General features: G+C 69.1%; 22 protein-coding genes. 10 read left to right on the top strand and 12 right to left on the bottom strand.

Annotation, left to right across the window (positions count from 1 at the left end; all coding sequences use genetic code 11):
- Positions 1-14: 14 nt before the first annotated feature.
- The 8 genes from tssH to ABDJ40_RS01940 all read right to left on the bottom strand — a co-directional run bounded on the left by tssH (position 15) and on the right by ABDJ40_RS01940 (position 9,648).
- On the bottom strand, positions 15-2,735 hold the full coding sequence (tssH, locus tag ABDJ40_RS01975) for a type VI secretion system ATPase TssH (protein WP_347605424.1): 2,721 nt from the start codon (positions 2,733-2,735) through the stop codon (positions 15-17).
- Positions 2,736-2,769: 34 nt separating this feature from the next.
- Entirely contained in the window at positions 2,770-3,852 is a 1,083-nt protein-coding gene (gene tssG, locus ABDJ40_RS01970) for a type VI secretion system baseplate subunit TssG (protein ID WP_347605421.1), read from the bottom strand.
- Positions 3,834-5,672, bottom strand: coding sequence for a type VI secretion system baseplate subunit TssF (gene tssF, locus ABDJ40_RS01965; protein WP_347605418.1), 1,839 nt, complete (start codon positions 5,670-5,672; stop codon positions 3,834-3,836). The genes tssG and tssF overlap by 19 nt, the downstream gene beginning before the upstream one ends.
- 11 nt (positions 5,673-5,683) lie before the next feature.
- The gene (gene tssE, locus ABDJ40_RS01960; protein ID WP_347605415.1) at positions 5,684-6,193 is read right to left on the bottom strand and encodes a type VI secretion system baseplate subunit TssE; all 510 of its coding nucleotides are present in this window, start codon (positions 6,191-6,193) and stop codon (positions 5,684-5,686) included.
- Between the two features lie 107 nt (positions 6,194-6,300).
- Complete coding sequence (locus tag ABDJ40_RS01955) at positions 6,301-6,846, bottom strand: Hcp family type VI secretion system effector (protein ID WP_183106795.1); 546 nt, start codon at positions 6,844-6,846, stop codon at positions 6,301-6,303.
- Positions 6,847-6,890: 44 nt separating this feature from the next.
- The gene (gene tssC / locus ABDJ40_RS01950) at positions 6,891-8,375 is read right to left on the bottom strand and encodes a type VI secretion system contractile sheath large subunit (RefSeq protein ID WP_347605411.1); all 1,485 of its coding nucleotides are present in this window, start codon (positions 8,373-8,375) and stop codon (positions 6,891-6,893) included.
- A 1-nt stretch (position 8,376) separates the two neighbouring features.
- A complete protein-coding gene (tssB, locus tag ABDJ40_RS01945) occupies positions 8,377-8,886 on the bottom strand; it encodes a type VI secretion system contractile sheath small subunit (protein WP_347605408.1) in 510 nt (169 codons plus the stop codon).
- 24 nt (positions 8,887-8,910) lie between these two features.
- Positions 8,911-9,648 (bottom strand): tetratricopeptide repeat protein, encoded by a 738-nt coding sequence (locus tag ABDJ40_RS01940; protein ID WP_347605405.1) that lies wholly within the window; start codon positions 9,646-9,648, stop codon positions 8,911-8,913.
- Positions 9,649-10,062: 414 nt separating this feature from the next.
- Here ABDJ40_RS01940 and tssJ point away from each other — a divergent pair, with 414 nt between their 5' ends.
- From tssJ to icmH, 3 genes are read left to right on the top strand one after another with little or no spacing between them, the layout of a single operon-like run.
- The gene (gene tssJ / locus ABDJ40_RS01935) at positions 10,063-10,632 is read left to right on the top strand and encodes a type VI secretion system lipoprotein TssJ (protein WP_269632163.1); all 570 of its coding nucleotides are present in this window, start codon (positions 10,063-10,065) and stop codon (positions 10,630-10,632) included.
- Between the two features lie 47 nt (positions 10,633-10,679).
- Positions 10,680-12,023 carry a type VI secretion system baseplate subunit TssK gene (tssK, locus tag ABDJ40_RS01930; protein WP_269632164.1) on the top strand — a complete coding sequence of 448 codons (1,344 nt, stop codon included), beginning with the start codon at positions 10,680-10,682 and terminating at the stop codon, positions 12,021-12,023.
- A complete protein-coding gene (gene icmH / locus ABDJ40_RS01925; RefSeq protein WP_269632165.1) occupies positions 12,020-12,790 on the top strand; it encodes a type IVB secretion system protein IcmH/DotU in 771 nt (256 codons plus the stop codon). Before tssK ends, icmH begins: the two co-directional genes overlap by 4 nt.
- Before the next feature lie 195 nt (positions 12,791-12,985).
- Here icmH and ABDJ40_RS01920 read toward each other — a convergent pair whose 3' ends face one another.
- Positions 12,986-13,879 (bottom strand): hypothetical protein, encoded by an 894-nt coding sequence (locus ABDJ40_RS01920; protein ID WP_347605400.1) that lies wholly within the window; start codon positions 13,877-13,879, stop codon positions 12,986-12,988.
- A gap of 380 nt (positions 13,880-14,259) precedes the next feature.
- On the opposite strand from ABDJ40_RS01920, the gene ABDJ40_RS01915 reads away from it, so the two are divergent.
- The 4 genes from ABDJ40_RS01915 (at position 14,260) to ABDJ40_RS01900 (ending at position 20,811) form a co-directional block, all read left to right on the top strand.
- Complete coding sequence (locus ABDJ40_RS01915; protein WP_430765585.1) at positions 14,260-14,886, top strand: M15 family metallopeptidase; 627 nt, start codon at positions 14,260-14,262, stop codon at positions 14,884-14,886.
- Between the two features lie 284 nt (positions 14,887-15,170).
- A complete protein-coding gene (tssM, locus tag ABDJ40_RS01910; protein WP_347605397.1) occupies positions 15,171-19,004 on the top strand; it encodes a type VI secretion system membrane subunit TssM in 3,834 nt (1,277 codons plus the stop codon).
- A gap of 3 nt (positions 19,005-19,007) precedes the next feature.
- Complete coding sequence (gene tagF, locus ABDJ40_RS01905; RefSeq protein WP_347605393.1) at positions 19,008-20,003, top strand: type VI secretion system-associated protein TagF; 996 nt, start codon at positions 19,008-19,010, stop codon at positions 20,001-20,003.
- A 7-nt stretch (positions 20,004-20,010) separates the two neighbouring features.
- Positions 20,011-20,811 carry an OmpA family protein gene (locus ABDJ40_RS01900; RefSeq protein WP_430765602.1) on the top strand — a complete coding sequence of 267 codons (801 nt, stop codon included), beginning with the start codon at positions 20,011-20,013 and terminating at the stop codon, positions 20,809-20,811.
- Between the two features lie 105 nt (positions 20,812-20,916).
- On the opposite strand, the gene tssA is transcribed toward ABDJ40_RS01900, so the two are convergent.
- Positions 20,917-21,981, bottom strand: coding sequence for a type VI secretion system protein TssA (gene tssA / locus ABDJ40_RS01895; protein ID WP_347605390.1), 1,065 nt, complete (start codon positions 21,979-21,981; stop codon positions 20,917-20,919).
- Positions 21,982-22,406: 425 nt separating this feature from the next.
- Here tssA and ABDJ40_RS01890 point away from each other — a divergent pair, with 425 nt between their 5' ends.
- The gene (locus ABDJ40_RS01890; RefSeq protein WP_347605387.1) at positions 22,407-24,275 is read left to right on the top strand and encodes a phosphoenolpyruvate carboxykinase (GTP); all 1,869 of its coding nucleotides are present in this window, start codon (positions 22,407-22,409) and stop codon (positions 24,273-24,275) included.
- Positions 24,276-24,379: 104 nt separating this feature from the next.
- Here ABDJ40_RS01890 and ABDJ40_RS01885 read toward each other — a convergent pair whose 3' ends face one another.
- Positions 24,380-24,598 (bottom strand): hypothetical protein, encoded by a 219-nt coding sequence (locus tag ABDJ40_RS01885; RefSeq protein WP_347605384.1) that lies wholly within the window; start codon positions 24,596-24,598, stop codon positions 24,380-24,382.
- Between the two features lie 183 nt (positions 24,599-24,781).
- Positions 24,782-25,021: a hypothetical protein gene (locus ABDJ40_RS01880; protein ID WP_183105918.1), complete on the bottom strand. Its 240-nt coding sequence runs from the start codon at positions 25,019-25,021 to the stop codon at positions 24,782-24,784.
- 121 nt (positions 25,022-25,142) lie between these two features.
- Between ABDJ40_RS01880 and ABDJ40_RS01875 the strand changes: the two genes are divergently transcribed.
- Both ABDJ40_RS01875 and ABDJ40_RS01870 read left to right on the top strand, forming a co-directional pair.
- Entirely contained in the window at positions 25,143-26,078 is a 936-nt protein-coding gene (locus ABDJ40_RS01875) for a LysR family transcriptional regulator (protein ID WP_347605380.1), read from the top strand.
- A gap of 34 nt (positions 26,079-26,112) precedes the next feature.
- A complete protein-coding gene (locus tag ABDJ40_RS01870) occupies positions 26,113-26,868 on the top strand; it encodes a UPF0149 family protein (RefSeq protein WP_347605377.1) in 756 nt (251 codons plus the stop codon).
- Positions 26,869-26,898: the final 30 nt, after the last annotated feature.

Here is a 26,898-nt window from a genome sequence, read left to right as displayed (position 1 = left end):
TCGTGAGTGGCGAATCATTGCACCTTGACGGCGAAGTCGCCCTTGGCGTTCACGCCGACCTTCACGCGCTGGATGGCCTTGCCCTCGGCCATGCGGCCCAGCATCTGGGCGGCCAGCGCGGGCAGCAGGGTGCCGTTGAGCAGGTGATCGATGTTGCGGGCGCCGGTGTCGACCTCGGTACAGCGGGCCAGCACCGCCTCGACCAGGGCGTCGTCAAAGCTCATCTCGGCCTGGTGGTGCGACTGGATGCGCTCGGCGATGCGCTGCAGCTTCAGCCGGATCACGGCGGCCAGGGTGTCGTCGTCCAGGCCATAGAAGGGCACCACCTTGGTCCGGCCGATGAAGGCCGGCTTGAAGGTCTTGTACAGGGCCGGGCGCAGCAGCTCCTCCAGGGCCTCGACGGACGGCCGCTCGCTGGCCGGCTTGTTGATGCAGGCCTGCATGACCTGGGCCGAACCGACATTGGAGGTCAGCAGGATCAGGGTGTTGCGGAAGTCGATCTCGCGGCCTTCGGCGTCGTCCATCCAGCCCTTGTCGAAGACCTGGTAGAACATCTCGAGGACGTCCGGGTGAGCCTTTTCGACCTCGTCCAGCAGCACCACACTGTAGGGCTTGCGGCGCACGGCCTCGGTCAGCACGCCGCCTTCCCCGTAGCCCACGTAGCCGGGGGGCGAGCCCTTGAGGCCGCTCACGGTGTGCGCCTCCTGGTACTCGCTCATGTTGATGGTGATGAGGTTCTTCTCGCCACCGAAGAGCGTCTCGGCCAGGGCCAGGGCGGTCTCGGTCTTGCCCACGCCCGAGGGGCCGACCATCAGGAACACGCCCTTGGGCTTGTTCGGGTCTTCCAGCTGGGCGCGGGCGGTGCGCACGCGCTGCGCGATCGCGGCCAGCGCATGGTCCTGCCCGATGACGCGTTCCTGCAGGCTGGACTCCAGCTGCATCACGGCCTGCAGCTCGTCCTTGATCATGCGGCCCAGCGGGATGCCGGTCCAGCCGGAGACGATGTCGGCCACCACGCGGCGGTCCACCTGCAGAGGCAGCAGGGGCTCGTCGCCCTGGAGGGTGTCCAGCTGCTGCTGCAGGGCCCGCAGCTCGGCCTGCGCGGGCGTCAGCGTGGCCTGGGCGGCACCGCGGCGGCGGCGGCCTGCCGGAGCCTCGGCCGCTGGCTCGCCCAGTGCAGCAGGCTCGGCGGCCTTCTCGTCTTCCAGCTGTCGGCGCAAGGCCTGGATCTGCTGCACCAGGGCCTGCTCCTGCTCCAGCCGGGCCCGCAGCTGCGCCTCGCGGGCTTGCAGGGCCTCGCGCTCCGTGCGCATCTGTTGCAGACGATCCTGGTGCGGCGCGCCGGCGGCGAGCTCGCGCTCCAGGGCCGCGATGGCGCCATCCAGGTGGCGCAGGTCGCGCTCGACCATCTCCAGCGGCGCGGGCCGGGCATGGCCGCCCAGCGCCACCTTGGCGCAGGCGGTGTCCAGCACGCCCACGGCCTTGTCGGGCAGCTGGCGGCCGCTGATGTAGCGGGCAGAGAGGCGCACCGCGTCCTCGATGGCTTCATCCAGCACGCGCACGCCGAAGTGCTGTTCCATCAGCGGCACCATGGCGCGCAGCATGGCCGCAGCCAGGGGCTCGCTGGGCTCTTCGACCTTCACGACCTGGAAGCGCCGCGCCAGGGCAGCGTCCTTCTCGAAGTACTTCTTGTACTCGCTCCAGGTGGTGGCGGCGATGGTGCGCAGCTCGCCGCGGGCCAGGGCTGGCTTGAGCAGATTGGCCGCATCGTTCTGGCCTGCCTGGCCGCCAGCGCCGATCAGGGTGTGGGCCTCGTCGATGAAAAGCACGATGGGATGCGGGCTCGCCTTGACCTCGTTGATCACCTGCTTGAGGCGGTTCTCGAACTCGCCCTTCACGCTGGCGCCGGCCTGCAGCAGGCCCAGGTCCAGCACATGCAGGGCCACGCCCTGCAGCGGCGGCGGCACCTCGCCCGACGCGATGCGCAGGGCCAGGCCTTCCACCACAGCCGTCTTGCCCACGCCGGCCTCGCCCGTCAGGATGGGGTTGTTCTGGCGGCGGCGCATGAGGATGTCGATCAGCTGGCGGATCTCGGGTTCGCGGCCGATCACCGGATCGATGGACCCCTCGCGGGCCCGCTGGGTGAGGTTGGTGGTGTAGCGGTCCAGGGCCTGGGTGGAGGCCGGCATGGCGCTGGCAGGCGCCTCGGCGGTTTCGTCCGTGCCGGCCGTGGCCGTGGGGCCTTCGCCCGGGGCCGGGGTCTCGAGGGAGCCCTGCGTGAGCGCGTCCAGGCGGTGCTTGATGTCCTCGATGCGGAAGCGGGCAAACAGGGGGCTCATGGCCTGAGCCTGCTGGGCCAGGGCCGGCGTGTTCAGCAAGGCCAGCAGCAGGTGGCCCGATCGCACGCGCGGCTCCAGCCCGTCCAGGGAGGCGATCAGCCAGGCATGCTCCAGCCACTGCATGAGGTTCTGAGAGAACACCGGCGTGCGGGTGTTGCCCTGGCGCAGGGCATGCATGGCACGCTCCAGGTCCTGGCTCAGGCGCTGCGGGTCGATGTCATGGCGATGGCACAGCAGGACGAGATCGCCCTGGGGCTGCTCCATCAGGCCCAGCAGCAGGTGCTCGAGGTCCACCTCGAAATGGCCCTGGTTCATGCAGATGCTGGCAGCGCGCTCGGCGGCCTGGCGGCAGACGGGGTGCAGCTTGGCGATCAGGGTCTTCAAATGCTGGGACATGGGTTCCTCTCCTGGTGTTCTTTGTCAAAGGGGTTCAGGCCGCACGGGCCTCGGCCGGGCCGAGCGTGAAGCGCAGGTCGTCCTGGTCTGCGGCAGCGGGGCGGTGCCCCAGCCGGCTGTCCCAGCCGAGCAGCGCCTCACCGCCCAGGCGGGCGCCCTGGACGTCCTCGCGGCGCAGCACGGGCTGCAGCTCGACCTCCATGCAGGGGTCGATGAGCAGGCGCAACAGCGAGCGCAGGGCCCGCGTGGCACGTGCACCGGGCAGGAAGTCGCGGTAGCGCTGCCGGGTCAGCGGCCCCACCCGCAGGCGCACCCGCAGATGGCGCTGCCAGACGCGCTCGCCCAGCAGGGTGTCCTGGCCCAGGCGCATCTGGCGCTGACCGAGACGACCGGTCTGCTCCTCGGGCAGCGCATACCAGGCCCCCACGAAGCTCTCCAGCAGCACCGGCACGCCGAAGTGCCTGCTGAGCGCGGGCCCCAGTTCCGCGGCGCTCACCCGCCGCCGCTGCAGCATGCCGGCGTGAAAGGCCAGGCTCTCGTCATGGACGCCGCCGTGCTCGCTGCCCAGAACGCGCTCGCGCAGACCCGGCTCGCCCAGCCCCGCCAGCGCCAGCACCAGGGGGAGGAACTGGCGGCGGGTGTCGAGCTCGTACTGCACATGCAGCCGGTGCTTCTTCCAGGCCTCGTAGAAGGTGGCCACCGCCGGATGCGAGATCCAGTCGTAGAAGGCGCGCAGGCTGCCGTCCTTCTCCCGCTGCTCATGGCGCATCAGCAGCTCGGTGTAGCTCAGCGGCAGGGCGCCGGAGTTCCCCAGCAGGCCGATGAAGGCCGGGGCCAGCTGGCTGGGCACGCCGGGCTCGTCGCTGAGCCGCAGGGAGGCCACCTCGCTGGCCGGGAAGTCCAGCGCGACATGGTTGATGAAGCGCAGCCGCTCGCGCACGGCCTGCGAGGACGACGCCCGCACCGAGCCCTTGGGCGCTTCCAGCGGCAGCGGGCGCGCGGCGCCGGACGGGCTCGCGCGGCGCGCCAGCCAGTGCTCCAGCAGGCGCACGGCCTGGAAGAAGCCGAATCCCTGGGGCTGCTGCGCCAGGCGGTCGATCAGAGCAGGGCGTGCCATCCGCTCCTCGCCGGGAAGCTGAACAGCAGCTCCTTGGACCGGTGGCCGCGCAGGCGCAACCGGGTGAAGCTGTTGACGTGGGCGAACAGCGCGAAGAAGTGGTCCAGCACGTGCGCCAGCAGCTCCATGCCGGTGCCCACATGGCCGTCTTCATCGATCAGCAGCTCGATGTCCAGGCCGCGCACGAAGCTCGCAAAGGGCTTGCCGGGCATCCAGGCGGTGGACTCCTCGAAACGCACGGCCTGCAGTGCGTCGATCAGGCGCCGGTTGACCGGGCTGCGCGGCAGGTCGTAGAGGCGCAGCATGTCCTTGAGGGCCTCGATGCCGCCCTCGCTGAGGGACAGGTGGTTGAGGCTCAGGTGCGAAATCAGCCGCCACAGCGTGCCGCGCTGACGGGTGAAGCGCAGCGGCGCGGTCGGCCGGCTGCGCAGGCGCAGGCCCCGCACGCTGCCACCGCCTTCCGGCGTCAGGTCGCCGCCGGCCTGCCCGATGAGCAGCAGCGTGGGCAGCTCGCGGTTGGTGGCCAGCACGTCGATGGACAGGGTCTCGCCCAGCAGGACGGCCGGATCGAAGGCCGGGTCGACCAGGCTGATCTGCAGCTCGTGGCCCGGGCTCAGCTTGGCCAGCTCCGAATCCCGCTGCAGGTGGTAGAACAAGCCGGGCTCACCGGCCTCGGACTCGAAGCTGTGCCCGAGCCCATAGAAAGGCCGCAGGGTCTGCACCTGCTCGCCCTGCTCGGTCTTGCGGACGCGCTGCACGCGGCTCAGCGAGTAGACCTCGTAGCAGGCGGCGCGGCGCGCATCCGGCAGCACGGAGTAGCTGGCCTGGCGATGGTCGACGCGCACCGGGTCGGCATGCTGCTCGAAGAGGTTGACCACCGGCACGCAGCCGAGCTGCAGGTGGTCGACGCCCACGCCGTCCAGCAGCCGGGCCTCCTCGCCATCGGCCCGCAGCCCGCCCAGGAGGAAGTGCAGGGTGAAGGGCCGGCCGCTGCGCAGAGCCACATGGCAGCGCTGCAGGGGCAGGTCCACGAACTGGAACTTCTGCGGGAAGGCCAGGTACTCGGTGAGCAGTCGATAGGCCGGGCTGCTGCGGGAATCCGGCGGCAGCAGGGCCTCCTCAGGCGCAAAGCCGGCCAGGCGCGGCCGCCAGTCGGGTTCCTCACCCTGGCCCAGGCAGGCCCAGGCCTCGCGATCGGCCTGCTGCAGGTACAGGGCGCGGGTCTGCTGGCACAAGGCGTGGCGCAGCGCGCAGACCGTCGCGCTTTCACCGTCGATGTAGACACGCAGCCGGGACGGCAGGGGCTCGTCCGGCTGCCAGGAGGGATCGATCTGCAGCGTCAGGCTCAGCATGGCGCTGAGCTGCGGCGGCAGGCGGGTGCCCAGCGGCGCATGGACGGTGGCGGAGAAGCGCAGTGCGCTCAGGCGCACCGGTGGACTCTGCACGACATGCGTGCTGCGGAAGCGGCAGTTGACACCCTGCACCTGGCGGCTCTGCAGCACAGCACCAGCCGGCAGCATGGCACCCGGCGCCGGCTCCAGCTGCGCGATGGCGCAGGAGGGAAAGGGGCGCAGATAGTGCGGGTACAGCACATCCAGCAGAGTCTCGGTGAAGAGCGGGAAGTCGTCGTCCAGCCGCTTGTGCGCCCGTGCGCTGAGCAGGGCGAAGGACTGGATCATTCGCTCGACGTGAGGATCATCGGACAGGTCGCCCGAGACCGTCAGCCGGCCGGCCAGCTTGGGGTACTGCCGGGCAAAGGACTCGCCCTGGCGACGCAGAAAGGCCAGTTCCTGCTCGAAATAGGGCAGCAGATCATCCATGCGCGGGCGCCTCAGGCGTAATGGGCCAGGACGGGGCTGGCGAGCTGCTCATGCCCGCGACCCTCGCTGCGCACGGCGTACTGCTGGGTCATGGTGCTGAGGACGGCGTTGAAGTTGACCGGCTCGCTCAGCGCATGCAGCTGAAGCACGGCATGGATGGAGAAGCGCAGCGCGTGGCGGTTGGAATGATCGACCTCCAGCTGTACGCGCAGGGCGCGCAGGCGCGGCTCATGATCCCGGATGCAGCGCTCGATGGCGCGGCAGATGTTGCTGCGGTCCGTGGGGGACAGCAGGGTCAGTGACACGAAGTCTTCCAGGCCGAAGCCCAGGACCGAGGCACTGGCCAGCGGATAGGGGCTGAGCTGTTCGGCGGCAAGACCGCGGCGCGTGTTGAGCAGGATCTCGAGATCCCGGGCCACGCCCTGCTTGATGCGGGCAAGGGACTGCAGCTGCTGCAGGCCGGCCTGGACAGGCTCGGTATCCAGCAATCGGTCCAGCAGACTGGGTCGCAGCGCGGCCATGAACAACTCGAGGCAAGAAGACAGACAAGCCGCGCGGCCCGCCCGCAAGCGGGCGACGGCACAGCGCGGCCGGCCCGGCGCCACAGCGACCGGGCCATTCGGAAGGATCAGGAGAAGTTGGGCACGTTCTTGGCCAGGTCCCAGGCACCCTGGATATTGACCTTGCCAGACTTCTCGCCAGCGATGTTCAGCTCGTCGTAGGTCCACTTCACGGCGGAGTACTTGAGCGAGAACACTTCAGAAGGAATGCCTTCGGCCGACACGGTGGTCTGCACCGAAGCGACGATGACGTTCTTCAGGTCCACGCGCAGGTACTGGTGACGGCTCTGCGTGCCCGAGGGGCTGCCGACAGAGTTCTTGCCGCCGTGCGCGCGGTAGAAGTAGATGCTGACATCGTTGATGATGGTGCCGGCCGAGCAGGCCTGCAGCAGCTTGGGGGTCGAGCCGTCGATGTCCTTGGTGAAGATCATCTCGCCGTGCTCGCAACGCTCGGAGGTATGACCACCGGCGGTCGAGGCCGTCGCGGACTTGGGCTGCTTGACCACATGCGACCACGAGTACACCTCGACGGTGTCCTTGTGCTTGGTGTCGCGCGAGTCCCCCTTGATGTCGCCGCCCTTGCTGTGAAAGTCGACGTAAATGTCTTTTGCCATTTTCTAAATGCTCCCGTTAGGGTGAAAGAGAGGTCTGTGCCGGATCAGCCGCGGGTGCCTTGCGGCAGTTCCGCGACCAGCCGCAACGAGACCGAAAGCTCGTCCAGCTGGAAATGCGGACGAACGAACGACACGGCGCGGTAGACGCCGGGACGTCCCGGAACCTCGGAGACTTGCACCGAGGCTTCGCGGAGCGGGTATTGGGCCTTGGTGGCTTGGGAGGCCGCGTCATCGCTGGTGACGTACTGCGAGATCCAGCGGTTCAGGTAGTCCTCGACGTTGGCGGCGGAGGCGAAGCTGCCGATCTTGTCGCGCATCATGGCCTTGAGGTAGTGCGCGATGCGGCACACCGCGAACATGTACTGCAGCTGCGCCGACAGGGACGCATTGGCGTTGGCCGCGTCGCTGTCGTACTTGCGGGCCTTCTGCGTGGACTGCGCGCCGAAGAAGGCGGCGTAGTCGGTGTTCTTGCAGTGGACCAGGGGGATGAAGCCCAGGTCGCTGAGTTCCTTTTCGCGACGGTCGGTGATGGAGATCTCGGTGGGGCACTTCAGCGCCACCTCGCCCTCGTCCGTCTTGAAGGTGTGGGTGGGCAGGTCCTCGACCAGGCCACCGCCCTCGACACCGCGGATGGCCGCACACCAGCCGTGGTTCTCGAAGGCCTGCGTCAGGCGGGCGCCGAAGGCATAGCAGGTGTTGACCCACAGGTAGCGGCTGTGGTCGCTGCCGTCGACTTCCTCGACGAAGTTGAAGCCTTCCACCGTGGTGCCGTCCAGCGGGTTGTAGGGCAGGCGGCCCAGGAAGCGCGGCAGGGTCAGGCCCACGTAGCGGGCGTCCTCGCTCTCGCGGAAGGACTTCCACTTGGCGTACTCCACGGTGTCGAAGACCTTGGAGAGGTCGCGCGGGCGGGACAGGTCGGAGAAGGTCTCCAGGCCCATCAGCTCGGGCGATGCGGCCGAGATGAAGGGCGCATGGGCCGCCGCGGCCACGTGCGACATCTGCTCGAGGAAGTACATGTCCTCCGGCTGGCGGGTGATGTCGAAGTCACCGAGCAGAGCACCGAAGGGCGCGCCACCGAAGGTGCCGAACTCCTCTTCGTAGACCTTCTTGAACAGAGCGCTCTGGTCGAAGTCGATGGCGGTGCGAAAGTCCTTGACCAGCTCCTTCTTCTGCGCATTGAAGAGCTGGATCTTCATCTGCGAGCTGGTGGAGGTCTGCTGGCAAAGGTAGTGCAGGCCGCGCCAGCTGCCTTCCAGGCGCTGGAAATCGGCATGGTGCATGACTTCGCTGAGCTGGCGGCTGATCAGCTCATCGATCTCGGCCACGCGGGCATCCAGGGTGGCGCTGAGGTTGTCAGAGACCACCACGGTGCCGTCCATCACCTCGCGGACTAGCTCGGTGATGATGTCACGGGCTCGCTGGTGCTCGGTCTCCGAGCGGGCCACCTTGCTCTGGGTGACGATCTGGTCGAGCAGGTCCAGGCCTTCGGCCGGGGCGGCTTGGCGGTCTTGCAGGGCGCTCACGCTCATCTCAGTTCTCCTTGGTCTGCGACTGCAGCTGCTGCAGCTGCTCGGTGCTGCGCAGCACGTCGGCCAGCAGATCCTCGAGCTTGTCGTTGCCGGCGAGCTTGTTGCGCAGGTCGGCCAGCTTGGTGCGGGCCTCCAGGAGACGGCGCAGCGGCTCCACCTGCTCGACGACGGCCTCCGGGCGGAAGTCATCCAGCTTGTGGAACTCCAGGTTCACGGCGAACTCGCCGCCCTCGGGGCTCAGCGTGTTCTTGACGCGGTAGCTGGCGCGCGGGGTGATGCCGTCGATCACCTCGTCCAGGTTGTCCATGTCGACGTTGACGAACTTGCGGTCCTTCAGCTTGGGCAGCGGCGCATCCGCATCACGCTTGCCGGAGAAGTCCCCCATCACGCCGACGACGAAGGGCAGCTCCTTCGCCTCGATGGCGTCACCAATCTCCACCTCGTAGCTGAGCTGCACGCGGGGCGGGCGCACCTTTTCCAGGCGCTTCTGAACACTTTCTTTCTTGGCCATGGCCGTCTCTCCCGGGTGAGGCGTTTACTTGAGGGAACTGAAGGGATCGCGTGCGGTGGCGCCTGCCGTGGCCGGCGCGGGCGCAGGCTTCGCTGCCGTCGCTGCGGCCGGCTTGGGGGCTGCGGCGGTGCTGGCGGGCTGCGCAGCCGGCGCGGCAGCCACGGGCTTGGTGCTCGCAGGCGCAGCCGCCGTTGCGCCGGGCGCGGCGGGTGCGGCGGGCTTCACCGTCGTGCGGCGGGGGCTCGGGGCGGGCTTGGCGGCCACGGACTCCGGGGCCGGCACCAGCACCGGCAGGCCCAGGGTGTCACGCAGGCGCTCGGCCAGCTGTTCGGATTCCTGACGCGCGCTGCCGTGGATCCCGTCCACACGGCGCAGGTAGGCGATGGCCGCGACGGCCGAGCGCAGTCCGGAGACAGCGATGATGTTGTTGGCGGTGGTGTCGTTGGCATCCCGCGCGAGCACTTCCTGGCTGGCCACGATGGCCGCGCCATAGTTGCCGGCGTCAAAGTGCATCTGGGCGAGGACCTGCCAGGGACGTGCGCTGCCGGGGTTCAGGCGCGCGGCCTCCTGGAGCGCGGACTGGGCGCCCGCGACGTCGTTGGCGGCCAGCAGCTTGCGGGCATCCTGGATGCGCACGTCAAGGGGGATTTCTGCGACGGGAGCGGGTTTGCCCTCGCGGGGCATGGTCTCGCAGGCGGAGAGACCGAGGACGGCAAAGGCGAGGCATAGGGCCCGCAGACGGGGCTCGAAACGGAACTGCATATGGATAACTCCCTCGTAACTGGGCCTGTCGCGAGCGCCGCTGGCGTCTCTGGCGGACGACTCGCGGAACTCAAGGTCGGTGAATGCCCGCTGCACAGGCAGGAGGCGACGCGATCCCGGTGGATTCTGTTGGCCGCCGCCGCTCTGGCCCAGCGGCGTCGGGGTTACAGATGTAAACGGAAGTTTTGTGCACAACTTCACATCTAACCTCGATTGCACACAGGTAAATCGCGCTCACAGACTGGGTTACGCCAGTAGCTTTTCGCAACAACTTGATGCGCTTCTGTTTCGAGTTAGCGCGGGCCCGGCTTGGCCCGGCACTCCACAATCCACGCCGTGAAGTACCGACACAAGAGCGAGGGAGCGCAGGGGATGGACAAGACAGGGAGCCCGTGGCGCGGCCTTGGCGCCGGCATGGCACTGTTGGGCGCATGCGCGCTCGCGGGATGCGCCAGCGCGCCCGGCGAGACCCTGGACAAGGCCCTGGAGGCCGTCGGCGTCCTGAAAAAGGCTGAAGCCCCCAAGCCGCCGCCCAGCAAGGCCCTGCCCCTGCCCATCCGGCTGCAGGCCAGCCCCTCCCTCAACCTCGATGCCAAGGGCCGCTCCCTGGGCCTCTGGGTGCGGATCTACAAGCTCAAGCAGGCCGACGCCTTTCTCTCGGCTCCCTACGACACCTTCGGCAACAAGGAGCGCGAACGCGAGGTCCTGGGCGAGCAGCTGCTGAGCGTGCGTGACGTCCAGCTCGTGCCCGGGCAGGCGCTGCGCGTCGAGGAGAGCTTCGAGCCCGAGCAGCCTTTCGTGGGCGTGGTGGGCCTGTTCCTGGCGCCCGCCCCGCAACGCTGGCGCTATGCCTTCAAGACCGAGGGCCTCTCGCCGCAGGGACTGATCCTGGGCGCCCATGCCTGCGCGCTGAGCGTCCAGCAGGGTGAGCCCGTGGGCGTGAATCGCGCCTTCGCCCAGAGCACGCCGCCCTTCTGCTCCTGACCCAGCCACCAGCCCCTCACCGAACTGCCCAGCCCGGATCCAAGCCCATGCAAGCCAGCAAACCACTGTGGGGCGAAGGCCTGTTCCTTCGCCCGCAGCACTTCCAGCAGCAGGACGCCTATCACGAATGGCGCCTGGTGCAGATGAGCCGCGCCCTGCATCCCTATGCCCACGGCCTGATGCAGCTGAAGGTGGACGAGGAATCCCTGGCCGCCGGCCTGCTGCGCGTGGACGAGCTGCGCGTGGTGATGCCCGACGGCGAGCTCGTGGATGCCCCCGGCGAGGACGAGCTGCCCGCAGCCGTCAGCCTGGCTGACTGGCCGGTGCAGCAGACCGAGATGGTCTTCCACCTGGCCCTGGCACCCCTGCGCAGCGCAGGCAGCAATGTGGCGGACAGCCGCGAGGCGGCACGCTCGGAACGCTATGTGCTGGACCAGCAAGCCACCCGCGACGTCTTCACGCAGGCCGCCGAGGCCGAGCTGACCGTGCTGCGCAAGTCGCTGCGACTGCTTTCGGAGCTGGAACCCCGCTCCGGCCTGATCACGCTGCCCCTGCTGCGCGTGCGCCGTGGCGCCGCGGGCGGCTTTGAGCTGGACGCCGGATTCGTGCCGCCCCTGCTCCAGCTGCGCGGCAGCCCACTGCTGCAGCGCCGGCTGCGCCAGCTGCTGGACATGCTGCAGGCCAAGGTGGACGCGCTCTACGGCTTCCACCGCGAGCCTTCCAAGGACTTCATCGAATTCCGCTCCGGCGACGTGGCCTCCTTCTGGCTGCTGCACACCGCCAGCCGCGCCTTCGCCGAGCTGGCACACCTGCACTGGCATCCCCAGCTGCACCCCGAGCGCCTGTTCCAGGGCCTGCTCTCGCTGGCCGGGGCGCTGCTGACCTTCGCCAAGTCCTACCGCCTGGCCGACCTGCCGGTCTACGAGCACGAGAACCCGGGCGCCGGCTTCGACAAGCTGGAGCTCATCATCCGCGAGCTGCTGGACACCGTGATCTCCACCCGCCACCTCAGCCTGGCCCTGCTCGAGCAGCGCCCGGGCTACTGGCACGCGCGGCTGGACAGCGACTTCATCGGCGCCCAGACCCAGCTCCTGCTGGGCATCCGCAGCAGCCTGCCGCCGCAGGAGCTGGTCGAGACCATGCCCATGCGGCTCAAGATCGGCGCACCGGACGACGTGGCCAAGCTGGTGCTCTCGGCCATGGCGGGCCTTCGCCTGCAGCACCAGCCCCAGGTGCCCTCGGCCGTGCCCGTGAAGCCCAACACCTACTACTTCCTGATCGAGGCGCGCGGCCCGCTGTATGACCGCATGATGCAGGCCCGCGCGCTGTGCCTCTACGCGCCCTCGGGCATCCCCGAGCTCCAGACCGATCTGATCGCCATCAACCCATGAACGCCGCCGTCCCCAGCCTCGCCCCGGAACGCCCTGCCCCCGCCCCTGCCGGCGCCCTCACGCGGCCGGCAAGGCTGGTGGACCTCATGGCCGAGGGCTTCACACTGATCTTCCTGCTGCGCAGTGGCCAGAGCAGTACGGACGCCGACGCTTTCCGCGAGGCTGTCCTGCGCTTTCTTCAGGACTTCGAACGCCAGGCCCAGCGCAGCGGCGCCAGCGCGGAGGACGTGCACCTCAGCAAGTACGCCTTCTGCGCCCTGCTGGACGAGGTGGTGCTGCAGGGCCACGGCCCCCTTGCCGCCGTGTGGCAGCTGCGCCCGCTGCAGCTGGAGTGCTTCGGCGACCAGCTGGCAGGCGACCAGTTCTTCCAGCACCTGGAGAACCTGCGCCGCGAAGGCGCCCGCCGGCTGCCCTCGCTGGAGGTCTACCAGATGTGCCTGCTGCTGGGCTTCCAGGGCATGTATGTGCTGGAAGGCCGGGAGAAGCTCGCCTTCCTGATCGCTCGGCTGGGTGACGAGATCCAGCTGCACCAGGGCGGCCGCCGCGAGCTGGCGCCGTTCTGGCGCGCTCCTGACCGCATCATCCATGTGCTGCGCACCGAGATTCCCGTGTGGGCGGTGGCCAGCGGCTTCGCCCTGCTGGCCCTGCTGGCCTACCTCGGCCTGCGCACCGGCCTGCGGCACCAGACCGAGCAAGACCTGGCCCCCTACCAGCAGCTGGTTCAGCTGCCGCCGCGCCAGGCCCATGTGACCATCCAGCTGCCCTGACCGGGCAGCACGGCCTCATGCCGCCTGCCCGGAAGGCGGCGGCTTGGTTGCACGTCATGGGCTGTCAGTGCCGGCCATCAACACCAGCAGGCATCGCCACGCAAGTGGCCGTTGCCGCGGCGTGCGGGCGTGCAGGGCTGCCCCAGCAGACCCTAGCTTCCTCGTTCCGCGCCCAGCGCTCCCGGCTCAGGACCTTCAGGACTTACCGCCGTTGCGCATGGGGCAGGCGCGGTCCACACCCCAGCGGCCGGCACAAGCCTGGGCCCGGCACTGGCTGGCATCCGCCCCTCGCAGGCCCTTGCACTGCGCCAGGTTCACCTTGGGCGCGGCCTCGGGGCTCTCGTTGAAGTCATGGGGGGCCTGCTGCTGGTCCAGATGCTGGACGACGGCCGCCAGCAGCTGCGCATCGGGATCGGCGCTGGCTGCCTTGCCACCGCCCGCCGCCGCGCGACTGCGTGACGGTTCGGCCTTGGCTGCGGCGCGCTTGGACTCCCTGGCATCCCTGGACGCCACGCGACGGTTCTCCCGCGGCACCGCAGCAGCAGCCGCCACGGCGGCAGGCGCCACCGGAGCCACGGCCTGGGAGGCCATCCCAGCCTCCTGTGGGGCGCCATTGCCGACGGCAGCGGCCGGCATCGCCTGTGCCGGCAGGCTCGCGCTGGCGGGCAGGGCCGACAGGGTCGCCAGACTCGAGCTGGCCGCTTGGGCCGGCAGGGCTGCGGCAACCGCGGGGTCCTGGGGCGCATCGATGATGGCTGCAGGTCGCGAGCCCAGGGCGGGATCCTGCGCCAGCACGGCGGGGGCAGGTGCCGGACGGGTCGACAACTCCGGCACCATGGGCGCCGGCTCCGCTGCAGGGCTGGAAGGCCACAGCAGCCAGACCAGCCACAGGCCGCACAGCAGCGCCGCACCGCCCAAGGCCCAGATCATGGAGCCGCCGCTGCGGCGACGCGGCGCCTGTGCCTGCAGGTCCTCCAGGGACAGCACGGACAGCAGACCGTCGGCATCGGCGTCACCAGCATCGGGGGCGCTGGCGCGCACGGGGTCGGCCGGATTCGCAGAAGTGGCTCGCAGGGTAGGTCGACTCAAGAATGACTCCAACAGGTCAGGGTCCGGACAGGACGTGCACGGCAACGCTGCATGCGGTCACGATTTCCTGTTTGCAGCGCCCGCGGGCTCATGGTGGAATGCGCGGCGCGCCGCAGGGCGCGCTGAATTGTCGGCATCCGCGAAGACCGACAGGTGGCTTCTTACCCTTGGTTACCCCGGTGACATTTGCACTCCTCATCTGGCTACTCGTGGCACTGAGTTGCCTGGGCATTTACTGGTTCGGCGTCCACCGCCCTGCCCGCGGTGCCTCGGGCCGGCCTGAGACCATGGGGACCAGCGGCGTGCTCGCCGGCGCTGGCGCGTCGGCCGCCCCGGCACAGGCTGAGGCTGCGCCTGCCCCCGGCCGCTTGAAGCAGCGCATGCGCCCCTGGATGTGGGCCGCACTGGCCTTGCTGGCCCTGCCGCCGCTGCTGGTCGTGCTGAGTGGCTGGCGCCTGCGCCTGAGCCTGCCGGACCAGACCCCTGGCACGCAGGATGAACGCCTCGCCGCCCTCCTCGCCGGGGAGCAGCTGGTGCCGCCGCCGCCCTTGCCGCCGGAGGTCTTCGCCCGGGCGCAGGCCGAGGGCCTGGCCGTGGAGATCGTCAGCGCCGATCGTCGCTGGGAGCTGCTCGATGCCGGCTTCCGTCAGCGCCTGCTGGCCGTCTACAAGGCCATGCGCGAGCAGGGCTACGAGATGGTGCTGCTGGAAGGCTACCGCAGCCCGGAGCGCCAGGCCATGCTGCAGCGCCAGGGTCCGCAGGTCACGCAGGCCGGCCCCATGCAGAGCTATCACCAGCATGGGCTGGCCGCCGACAGCGCCTTCCTGCGCGACGGCCGCCTGGTGATCAGCGAGTCCGACCCCTGGGCGCTGCAAGGTTACGAATTGTTTGGCCGAGAATCCGAGCGTTACGGGCTGCGATGGGGTGGTCGTTGGCGCATGCGTGACTATGGCCACGTGGAGCTGGCCGGCGCAGAGAAGAAGGCCGCCGCGTCGCCGGGTGGCTGAGCACTGCAAGCCATTGCAGGACTTGCATTGATTGTTACAGCGCCTCACAGCTTGACGCAGGCACGCGTGCGGAACTGCACACCCGCTGGATAGACTCCGCCCGCAACGGCCCGTGTTCATGGGGCTTTCCGCGCATTCATCCGTCCCGCTGCTTCACCGCCATGCCGGGCGCGCATGAACTGACGAGAAGAATTCCTACACACGCGTCATGGGAGGGCCACGCCGCCACGGCGATGGCTGGGCGCACCCGTCGCCAAACGGGCAGCGAACAAATTGGTTAGCAAATGCAACGACTCTGGTCCTTTCTGTTCGACACGCGAGTGATCGCGGTGATCGGCCTGGCTGCCCTGGCAGCCTTTCTTTTCCTGGGGGCCGAGACGCTGCAGCTGACGCTGTATTGGGCCCTGCTGATCCTGCTCCTGGCCGTGCTGGTCTGGGGCGGCGTGCAGCTGCTGCGCTGGCGCAAGGAGCGGCGCGCGGCGCAGGCGCTCGAACAGGCCGTGGACCAGCAGGCCGTGGCCGCCGGCCATGCGCTCGGCGCCCACAAGCAGGCCGAGGCCCAGGACTTGCGCGAGCGCATGCGCGATGCCATCCGCATGCTCAAGACCTCCCGCATCGGCCAGCACCGCGGCTCGGCGGCGCTGTACGAGCTGCCCTGGTACATGATCATTGGCAATCCCGCGGCCGGCAAAAGCACGGCGGTGGCGCGCTCGGGCCTGCACTTCCCGCTGGGCGATCCATCAGAGAACATCATCCAGGGTGTGGGCGGCACCCGCAGCTGTGACTGGTTCTTCACCTCCCAGGGCATCCTTCTGGACACCGCGGGCCGCTACTCGGTCTACGAGGAAGACCGTGCCGAGTGGCGCAGCTTCCTGGGCCTGCTGCGCAAGCACCGGCCCAAGGCGCCGATCAATGGCATCCTGATCGCCGTGAGCCTGGCAGAGCTGCGTGGGCAGCCCGCCAATGCCGTCGTCGACCTGGCCAAGCGCCTGCGCCAGCGCGTGCAGGAGCTGACCGAGACCCTGGAGGTCGTGGCGCCGGTCTACCTGGTCTTCACCAAGGCGGACCTGGTCGCCGGCTTCACCGAGTTCTTCGAGGGCAGCCAGCCCGAGGAGCAGGAGAAGGCCTGGGGGGCCACCCTCCCCTATGACGACCAGACCAACGCCCAGGCCCTGCAGCGCTTCCAGAGCCACTTCGACACCCTGGTCGATGGCCTGAAGGCCGCCAGCGTGGCTCGTCTGAGCCTGCATCGCGGCGAAGAGCTGCCGCCGGGCCTGCTGGCCTTCCCCGACGAATTCGCATCCCTGAAGCCCGCCCTGCGCAGCTTCGTGGCCACCCTGTTCGAAGACAACCCCTACCAGTTCTGCCCGGTGCTGCGGGGCTTCTACTTCACCTGCGCCGTCATCGAGGGGGAATCGCGCAGCAGCTGCGCCGAGAAGGTCGCCCAGCGCTTCCGCCTGAGCGGATCGCTGCCGGCCCTGCGCAAGCAGGCCCCCACCGCCCAGGGCATGTTCCTCAAGGACCTGTTCACCAAGGTCATCTTCGAGGACCGCAACCTGGTTCGCCAGTACACCTCGCGCCACAAGGTCCGGCTGCGCATGGCCAGCTTTGCCGGCGGCGCCCTGACCCTGGGCCTGCTGCTGAGCCTGTGGACCTGGTCCTATATGGGCAACCGCCAGTGGGTGGCCAGCGTGCAGGCCGACCTGCAGAAGGTGCAGATGCTGCAGAAGGGCCGCACCGACGTCGCCGCGCGCATGGAGGCACTGGAGCTCATCTCCGACCGCCTCGCCCAGCTGGAGACCCTGCAGCGCGAGCGCCCCTGGAGCCTGTCCTTCGGCCTGTTCCAGGGCCAGGCGGTGGAGCAGCAGCTGCGCCGCGAGTACCTGGCAGGGCTCAAGGAACTCGTGCTCAAGCCGGCTGCTGGCGAGATGGAGGCTTATCTGCGCGAGGTCGCCCGTCACAGTGCGCAGGACCTGCAGGCGGCCACCCCGGCCGCCGGCGCCTCGGCACCGGCCGGTACGGCGCCTGCCGCAGCGGCCGCGCGGCCGGCGTCCACCCTGTACCAGCAGGCCTCGGCTCTCAATGCCGACGAGGCCTACAACGCCCTCAAGGCCTACCTGATGCTGGCCGAGCCCGAGCGCATCGAGCCCAGCGTGTTCAGCGACCAGGTGACGCGCTTCTGGCGCCAGTGGCTGGAGGCCAATCGCGAAGGCCAGTCCCGCGAGGAACTGGTGCGCGGCGCCGAGAAGCTGCTGGCCTTCATGGGTACGCAGCTGAACCGCCCCGGCTTCCCGGCGGTGGCCATGAACCACAGCGTGGTCGACCAGTCCCGCGAGCTACTGCGCCAGGTGGTCAAGGGCCTGCCGGCGCGCGAGCGTGTCTACGCCGAGATCCGCGCCCGGGCCGCTGCGCGCTATACGCCGGTATCCGTGGCCCGCATCGTGGGCGATGCCGGCCGCAGCAGCCTGCAGGGCAGTCGCGTGGTCAGCGGCGCCTTCACCCGCGAGGCCTGGACCGGCTATGTGCAGTCCGCCATCGACGATGCGGCCAACAAGGAGCTGCAGGCCGAGGACTGGGTCCTCAAGACGGCCCAGCGCGACGACCTCACCCTGGAAGGCAGCCCCGAACAGGTGAAGCGCGCCCTGGTCCAGCTCTACAAGGCCGAGTACGCGTCCGAGTGGCGCCGTTTCGTGCAGGACATCAGCGTGCCGGAGTTCGCGAGCTTCGAACAGGCACAGCAGCAGATGAACGTGCTGGGCGACCCCCAGCAGTCGCCGATCGGCAAGGTGCTGCAGCGGGTCTGGGATGAAACCGCCTGGGACAACCCCGGTCTGCTCAACGGCAAGCTGTCCCAAGGCCGCGAAGGCGTGCTCAACTGGATCAAGCAGCGCCTCTTCGGCCAAGCCCCCGTGCAGGTCGAGGTGAAGCTGGAAGCCCCCAAGGCCGAGATCGCGCTGGGCCCCATCGGCAAGGAGTTCGGCAGTCTCCAGCGGGTGATGGTGGCGGCCGATGGCCAGTCGGCCCTGCTGAAGTCCTACCTGGAATCTCTGGGCAAGCTGCGCGCCCGTTTCAACCAGATGAAGAACCAGGGCGACCCCGGCCCCGCCGCGCGCCAGCTGCTGCAACTGACGCTGGAAGGCCAGGGCTCGGAACTGGTGGACGCCCTCAAGCTGGTGGACGAGCAGATGCTCAGCGGCATGCCCGACAACACGCGCGCCGTGCTGCGGCCCATGCTGGTGCGGCCGCTGCAGCAATCCTTCGCCGTGCTGGTGCCGACTGCCGAGCAGGAGATCAACCGCGTCTGGCAGGCCCAGGTCTACGAGCCCTTCCAGAAGCAGCTGGCCGGCAAGTACCCCTTCTCCTCCAGTTCACGCATCGAGGCAGCGCCGGCCGATATCGCCAAGGTCTTCGGCGCCCAGGGCGCCATCGCCAAGTTCGCGGACCAGACCCTGGCAGGCCTGGTGAATCGCCGCGGCGACACCCTGCAGGCCCGGACCTGGGGCGAGCAGGGCATCCGCCTGCTGCCCGAGTTCAGCACGGCCTTCGGCAGCTGGATGGCTGGCGGTGAAGCCGCCGGCGGCTCGGCAGCCACGGCAGGCGCCGGCGGGGGAGCGGCGGCTGACGCCACCCAGTTCGAGATCCAGGCCCTGCCCGCGCCCGGCCTGAGCGAATACACGCTGGAGATCGACGGCCAGGTCCTGCGCTACCGCAACAGCGCGCCGCAATGGGTCAGCTTCGTCTCGCCCTCGCGTCAGGGTGCGCCCGGCGTGAAGATCAGCGGGGTCGACTTCGAGGGTCGTCCGGTGAGCTTCCTGGAAGAGCCCGGCGGCATGGGCCTGCAACGCATGGTGGAAGCGGCCCAGAAGCGCAAGACGCCCGAGGGCCTGCACGAGCTGCGCTGGACCCAGGGCAGGCTCAGCGTGGCCGTGATGCTGCGCCTGGTGCGCCAGGCCGCCGGCACCGGCGGGCCCGCCACGGCCGGAGCATCGCCAGGCATGAGCGGCATGGCCGCCCTGCGAGGCCTGACCCTGCCGGCCCAGGTCGTGGGCCAACTCGGCGGGGAGGCCCGTCAGGCCAATGCGGGCGCCACCCGCACCACGCCGGCGAACGGAGGCTGAGCCATGATGAGCACACTGGCCTCCGCCTGGCCCCTCATCTACTTCGGCAAGCTGCCCTGCCGTGGCGACTTCATCCGCTCCAGCACCGGTCAGGCCCTGATCGCTCGCCTGGACCCCTGGTTCTCCCAGACCCTGGCCCGCCTGGCTCACGACGTGCGCTGGCGCCTACTCTGGGAAACGTGCCCGCCAGTGGACTTCGCCGTGCTGGGCTCGCGCAGCCAGGTCGGTCTGCTGGGCCAGATCCGCGCCAGCCAGGACGCCTCGGGCCGGCTGTTCCCCTTCTCCATGACCGCCCAGTTCCCGACGACCCAGCCCATGAGCTGGCTGGGCGAGGGCAGCCTGCAGCTGGGTCCGGCGTGGGAGACGCTGGATGCGCTGGGCCAATCCCTCGTGCGGGCCGACAGCTACGAAGCCGTCCAGGCCCTCATGGGCCGCACGCAGGCCCTGGAGGTTCCTCCGGCCGACGCCGCCTGCCGGGCCCAATGGCAGGCCCTGGTGGAAGAGCAGGGCTTGCTGGACCTGGAGCTGGGCATGTCCAGCGACGGTCGGCAGGTGGACCTGCGCCGCTGCGTGATCGCCCTGGGCATCCTGCTGGAGCCCCTGCGCCAGGAGGGCCCGCAGGCCCTGGCCAAGGGGCTGCGCCTGCCCATGCCCATGGAGGAACCGCTGCGCAGCCAGGCCTTGGCCTTCTGGCTGCGGCTGCTGGCCAGCCAGGTCCAGCACCAGGGCGTGGAGCTGGCGCTGATGCTGCCGCGTCGCGCACCCCAATGGCTGATGCTGAGCTTCCACGGCGCCAGCACACGCGCCCTTTGCGCGGCCCTGCATCCCGACATGGCCCAGGAAGACATGATCAGCCTGGACGAGCCCTTGTGGGTGGATGACTGCCTGGGAGAGTGGCGTGAGCTGATGCGCTGGTCCACGGAGCTGGAGCATCCCGGCCTCTCGCTGCGCGAGGTGCTGCGTGGCTTCGAGACCGTGTTTGGCAATGATGGACGGTGAACAGATGGTGAAGCGATTGAACTCCCCCACGCGGGCTCTGGGCCTGGGCCTGGCGGCGCTGGCCCTGCAGGCCTGGAGCGCGCCGGCCACCGTGCCGCCCCCCAAGGCGGCACGACCCGTCGTCGCCAGTGGCGAAGTGCCTGACGAGGCCACCAAGGCCGCCGTGCTGCAGCGCCTGCGGGACCAGTACGGCGCCGACCAGGTGGTCAACGAGCTGCAGGTCAGCGGGGTGCAGATGCCGCCCAACTGGCTGCAGCACGTGCAGAAGCTGCTCGCGGACCCCCTCCTCAAGCAGGTGCGCAATGGCCAGCTGATCGTGCGCGGCCAGCAGGTGGAGCTGCAGGGCGAGGTCGCCTCGGAGGCGCTGCGCCAGGATGTCGCCCAGTCCCTGTCCCAGCAGCTCAATGGGGCCTACAGCCTCAAGAACGCCCTGCGCGTGGGCAGCACGGAGCAGGGCCAGCTCGACCAGGTGCTGGCGGGCCGCATCGTCGAGTTCGAGCCGGGCAGCGCCGTGCTGCGGCCGCAGGGCATGGCCCTGCTGGACGAGATCGGCAGCGTGCTGCAGTCGGTGCAGGGCAAGCGCGTGCAGATCGTCGGCCACACCGATGGCCAGGGCGAGCGGGCGAGCAACATCACGCTGTCGCTGGCACGGGCCGACGCCGTGCGGCAGTACCTGGTGCAGAAGCACCGCTTGCCAGCCCAGCAGCTGTCCATCGACGGCGTGGGGCCCGACCAGCCGGTGGCGAGCAATGCCACGGAAGAAGGCCGCGCCCGGAACCGCAGGATCGAGTTCCGCGCCGGGATCTGAGCGCCCAGGCCGCTGCGTTCGCCAGTGGCCGGCCAGGGCAGGCGCCGGCGGGCCTCGCCACGGGCCGCCAGGTACGGGCCCGTCCGCGCCCTGGCGCTGACCGGGCTACTCCTGTTGAGGCGGGGGCTCGGTGCCCAGCAGCTCTTCCAGCGCGCCCAGGGTGCCGCCATCCTTGACCACATGGCGCAGCCACTCGTGCAGAGGCATGTCGCCCCAGCGCGCGGCCTTGTCTGCGAGGTAGGCCACCGGGCTGTGAGGCTCGGTGCGGCGGAAGAAGGCCGCCACCTCACGCAGCTGCTGCAGCGCCTGCTGACGGCTCTGCAGCGGGCCGGCCGCCGCGGGGGCAAGGGCTCCGCGCGGCGACTCGGAGCCCGCGTCCTGCGGCTCGGCCAGCGACGGAGCGGATGCGCTGCCATCAGGTGCCAGGCCGGCGTCGCGCAAGGTGCGCTCGATCTGGCGACGGGCGTCGTCCAGCTGGTCCAGGGTCTTGCTGAATCCGGGCGCCTCGGCACCCATGGCGGCATCCACCCAGGCCTGCAGACGTCGCAACTCCTCGAGAATCTGCTCGGCCGCCGCACGCGCCTGCTGCAGCTGCGCGGCCGGCGTGTCCTTCAGGGCCTTGGCCACCCGGTCCGGCGTTGGCTGGGTCTCGTCCGCCTGCTGCTGCAGCTGGGGATCCCGTTCCAGACGCTGGGCCCAATGGCGAGCGGCCGCCATGTCCTGCAGGCTGTAGGCGTCGCGTCCCCGGCCCAGCAGCCGGGCCTGCTGTGCACCGCGCTCCACGGTCTGCAGCAGCCAGCGCAACACGCCGGCGCGCTCGTCCCAGTCCCCCTCTTCGACACGCGGGTGGAGCTCGGTCCAGAAGGCTTCGCAGAGGTCCACCCAGTCCCGCAGCCCGCGGGCCAGGCCGGGCCAGGCCTCCACATGGCCGAGGGCTTCCAGCCGCCAGCTGGCCAGGCGCAAATCCTTGCTGCGCTGCGTAAGCAACTGCTCACTTTGCTTTAGCACGGCGGGCCAGTCGGCCACCCGCAGGCTGGTCACCCATTCCCCCTGGTCCAGGCTGGGGTCGTCCTGCTCGCGCAGCTTCTGGATGGTGTCGAACTCGGGGGAGAAGGAGAGATCCTCACCGGCCGGATGGTCCGGCGAAATGGGGCCGAGCAGGCTTTGCATGGTGTCTGGAGGCTCAAGGGAGCAGGCGGAGCCCGGATTGTCCGGAGCCGCCCTGCCCGCTGCTGTATGGAAAAGTTACGGTGCGATCTGCGGACTGTCGCCCCAGCGACGGTGCCCGGCGCTTCGATGCCGGAAGCTGCGATATCTATTCCGGAAACGCATGAGGGGCGCCAGCAGAGGAGTTACCGCGTGATTACATTGCGGTGACAATCGATTCCCCACCCGCCGCAACCCGGCGGTGGACACCCCGCCGGGCTGAACATGAGGCTCGGCAAGTGCCTGACATCGAGAGGCAGACCGGCGATCCGGCTGCGTTTTCGAAGCGGCATTGGGCCAGGCCCGGCCCGCACTCCCCCCGCTTCACTGCCCCGGGGCTGCTGTCCGAGCCTGACCCAATTCTGCTTTTCAACATTGAAGGACTTGCCATGAACCAACCCATGATGGAAGGGCTGCGCCTGAACGTGCCCGCCTATGTCAAGCACCAGCGCCTGATCGCCTGGGTGGCGGAGATCGCCGCCCTGACCCAGGCCAGGGACGTCTACTGGTGCGACGGCAGCCAGGAAGAGTACGACCGCCTCTGCCAGCAGCTGGTCGACGCCGGTACCTTCAAGAAACTCAACCCGGCCAAGCGCGCCAACAGCTACCTCGCCTGCAGCGACCCCAGTGACGTCGCCCGCGTGGAAGACCGCACCTTCATCTGCTCGCAGAAGAAGGAAGACGCCGGCCCCACCAACAACTGGATGGCCCCGGCTGAGATGCGCGAGCTGCTGCAGACCGGTGACAAGGCGCTCTTCAAGGGCGCCATGAAGGGCCGCACGCTGTACGTCGTGCCCTTCAGCATGGGCCCCATCGGCTCGCCCATCGCCCACATCGGCGTGGAGCTCTCGGACAGCCCCTATGTGGCCGTAAACATGCGCATCATGACCCGCATGGGCAAGGCCGTCCTGGATGTGCTGGGTGACAACGGCGCCTTCGTTCCCTGCGTTCACACCGTGGGTGCGCCGCTGGAAGCCGGCCAGGCCGACGTCAAGTGGCCCTGCAACAAGACCAAGTACATCGTCCACTACCCCGAGACCCGCGAGATCTGGTCCTACGGCTCGGGCTACGGCGGCAACGCCTTGCTGGGCAAGAAGTGCTTTGCGCTGCGCATCGCCTCCACCATGGGCCGTGATCAGGGCTGGCTGGCCGAGCACATGCTGATCCTGGGCCTCACCTCGCCCGAGGGCAAGAAGTACCACTTCGCCGCCGCCTTCCCCAGCGCCTGCGGCAAGACCAACTTCTCCATGCTGATCCCGCCCAAGGCCTTCGCTGGCTGGAAGGTGACCACCGTGGGCGACGACATCGCCTGGATCAAGCCCGGTGCCGACGGCCGCCTCTATGCCATCAACCCGGAAGCCGGCTACTTCGGCGTCGCCCCCGGCACCAACACGCTGACCAACTTCAACTGCATGGCCAGCCTGAACAAGGACGTCATCTTCACCAACGTCGCGCTGACTGACGATGGCGACGTCTGGTGGGAGTCCATGACCGAGACCCCGCCGGCCCACCTGATCGACTGGCAAGGCAAGGACTGGACGCCCGCCATCGCCAAGGAGACCGGCGCCAAGGCCGCCCATCCGAACGCCCGCTTCACCGTGGCCGCCACCAACAACCCGGCCCTGGACCCCGACTGGAACAATCCGGCCGGCGTGCCGATCGACGGCTTCATCTTCGGTGGCCGCCGTTCGACGACCGTGCCCCTGGTGACCGAGGCCCGCGACTGGGTGGAAGGCGTCTACATGGCCGCCACCATGGGCTCCGAGACCACCGCCGCAGCCGCCGGCCAGCAGGGCGTGGTGCGCCGCGACCCCTTCGCCATGCTGCCCTTCATGGGCTACAACATGGCCGACTACTTCCAGCACTGGCTGGATCTGGGCAAGAAGCTGGCCGACAGCGGCGCCACCCTGCCCAGGATCTTCTGCGTCAACTGGTTCCGCAAGGGCGCCGACGGCAAGTTCGTCTGGCCCGGCTACGGCGAGAACATGCGCGTGCTGAAGTGGATGCTGGACCGCGTGACCGGCAGCCAGTCCGGTGAGGAGCACGTCTTCGGCGTGACCCCGCGCTACGAAGACCTGAACTGGGAAGGCCTGAGCTTCACGAAGGAACAGTTCGACGTCGCCACCCGCATCGACAAGGCCGACTGGGCCGCCGAGCTGAAGCTGCACGACGAGCTCTTTGCCCAGCTGGCCTACCACCTGCCGGCCGAGCTGCCGGCCACCAAGGCCAAGATCGAGCAGCGCCTGGCCGCCGAGTAATCACCCGGCCTCAGCGCCTGCCGACCACATAGAAGCCCGCTCGGATCCGAGCGGGCTTTTTTACTGCCGGCCTGACTCAGGTCCGGATTCAGGCCCGAATCCGCTCAAGGGCATTCCCAGGAATCCACGACACGCTGGTTGGCCGTGACACTGCCCCAGCGGTCGTAAGTCTGCCCGATACAGCTGCGAGCCAGCCCGCCCACGACCTGACCCTGGCCATCCAGGAATTCCAGCCTGACGCCGTAGCTGGGGCGCGCCCAGGCCGCACTCAGACCCAGAGCCGCGACCAGGGCCAGACACAGGGCCGTCCATTTGCGCTTCATAAGCTCCTCCACGATTGACGTCACCCGAGTGGTGACGCGAGGAGCGTAACTTTCTTGTTAGCGGCGCAGATCAGGGAATCCTCGCTGGCGCCCCAGGCCGCGATCAGACGTAAAAAAACCTGCCGGCTTCATCAGCGGGCAGGCTCAACAGAGCAAGACGGCACGAAGGCCGTTGCAGGAGACTCAGTCCTTGCGGGCGTGGGCGGCGCGCAGTTCGGCAGCAAAGCTGGGCATGCTGTCTTCGTACTGGGCGGCCAGGGCCAGCAGTTCGCGCTCTTCGCGGGCAGCCTTGGCGGCAGCCAGATGAGCCTGGACCTTGGCGATCAGGCTCAGCCACAGGCGGGCGCCGATGGCAGCGAAGGAACCCCCATGACGAACGGTGCGGTGCAGGGGCAGACCGAAGGTTTGGGTGGCGACGCTCATGATTTGACTTCCTTGTGGGTATTGTGGGCACCAGGGTGTGGTGCGATGGGATGAATTTTGGGGTAAACCCTAGACATTCTCCAAATGAATTGTTTGCATTTGCTCTATAAACGCTGTTCATATGAGCTTTCGCAACCTCGACCTCAACCTGCTGCGCGTCTTCGATGCCGTGATGGCCGAGCGCAACCTCACCCGGGCCGCTGAGCGCCTGGCCATGACCCAGCCGGCGGTCAGCCACGCCCTGAAGCGCCTGCGTGAGGCGCTGGGCGAGGAGCTCTTCGTCCGCCAGGCCTTTGGCATGAAGCCCACCTCGCGGGCGGAGGGGCTGTGGCCCGAGGTGCGCCAGGCTCTGGACCGCCTGCGGGCGGTGCTGGATCCGCGCGAGTACCTGCCGGCAAGCGAGGACGCCACCTTCCAGATCGCCATGGCCGACGCCACCGCTGCCCTGGTGCTGCCGCCGCTGGTGGCGGATCTGGAGGCTCAGCAGGCCCGGGCGCGCGTCCATGTGCTGCCGCTGACCACCCGCGATCCCCGCAGCCTGCTGGAACAAGGCGAGGCGGACTTCGCCCTGGGCTATTTCCCTCAGGCGGTCGCCGCGTTGCAGGGGCAGGGCCACCTGGCGGCCATCCGCCAGCACCGGCTGTACGAGAGCCAGTACGTCTGCGTGATGCGCAGGGACCACCCCTTGGCGCAGGCGCCCCTGGACCTGGAGACCTACTGCGCCGCCCACCACCTGCTGGTGAGCTTCTCGGGCCGCCCACACGGCTTCGTGGACGAATCCCTGGCGGCGCTGGGCCGCAGCCGGCGCATCGTGCTGACGGTCAACCAGTTCTTCACCGCCGGCCGCGTGGTGGCCCAGTCCGACCTGCTGACGGTGCTGCCTGCGCGCTTCGTGAGCGCCACCGGCTACAAGAGCGAGCTGATCGAGCGCCCCCTGCCCTTCGCCCTCGCGCCGGTGCACGTGGACATGCTCTGGCACATGCGCAACGAGGACCGCCCGCCCCAGCGCTGGCTTCGGGAACGGCTGCTGCTGGCCGCGGCGCTGGCAGCGTCCTGAACGGCGGACGACAGCGATCAGCGACAATCGCCGGATGAGCAAGATCGCCGACCTGAACGACACCGAGTTCGCCGAACTCGACGAACTGCTGGCCACCACGCCCGCACCCCTGCAAGCCCTGGACGCCTCCATGCTGGACGGCTACCTCTGTGGCGTGCTGGTCCAGCCCCGCCTGATCGAGGTCGAGGAATGGCTGCCGCCCATCTTTGACTACGACGGCGGCGAGCTGCCGGCCGATGCCGACCCGGCGTGGCTGGCCCGCATCCAGGAGCTGGTGCTGCGCCGCCATGCCGCGCTGAACCGCAGCCTGGCCGAGCACGGCTGGTTCGACCCGGTCGTGCTGGATCTCGACGCCGAAGCGGCCGCGGCGGCCGAGTCCGGCGAGCAGCCCGAAGCTGACGCGGCCGATGACGAGCAGCTCTCGCCCATCGCCCGCACCCTGCTGCCCTGGGTGGCCGGCTTCCAGCATGCCGCCCTGTGCTTCCCCGAGCTGGGCGAGCTGGACGACGAAGGCGTGATGAACGCCATGGCGCGCCTGTACCGCCACCTGCCGGCGGAGACGGCAGAGGAGAAGGAAATCGTCGCCACCCTGGACCGCGAGCACCCGCTCAAGGACATCGACGACGCCATCGAGGACCTGGTGGTCAATGTGGCCGATCTCTACGACCTCACCACCGACCTGCGCTACAAGGTCGAGGCGGTGCGCCGTGACACGCCCAAGGTGGGCCGCAATGACCCCTGCCCCTGCGGCTCGGGTCGCAAGTACAAGCAGTGCCACGGCGCCAACTGAGCGCCGGCCGCCGGCGCCGCCCGGGACTGG

Origin of the sequence: Roseateles flavus, assembly GCF_039872765.1 — a bacterium.
In the GTDB taxonomy this organism is placed as follows: domain Bacteria; phylum Pseudomonadota; class Gammaproteobacteria; order Burkholderiales; family Burkholderiaceae_C; genus Roseateles_B; species Roseateles_B flavus.
This window is presented reverse-complemented; position numbering and strand designations above follow the sequence as displayed.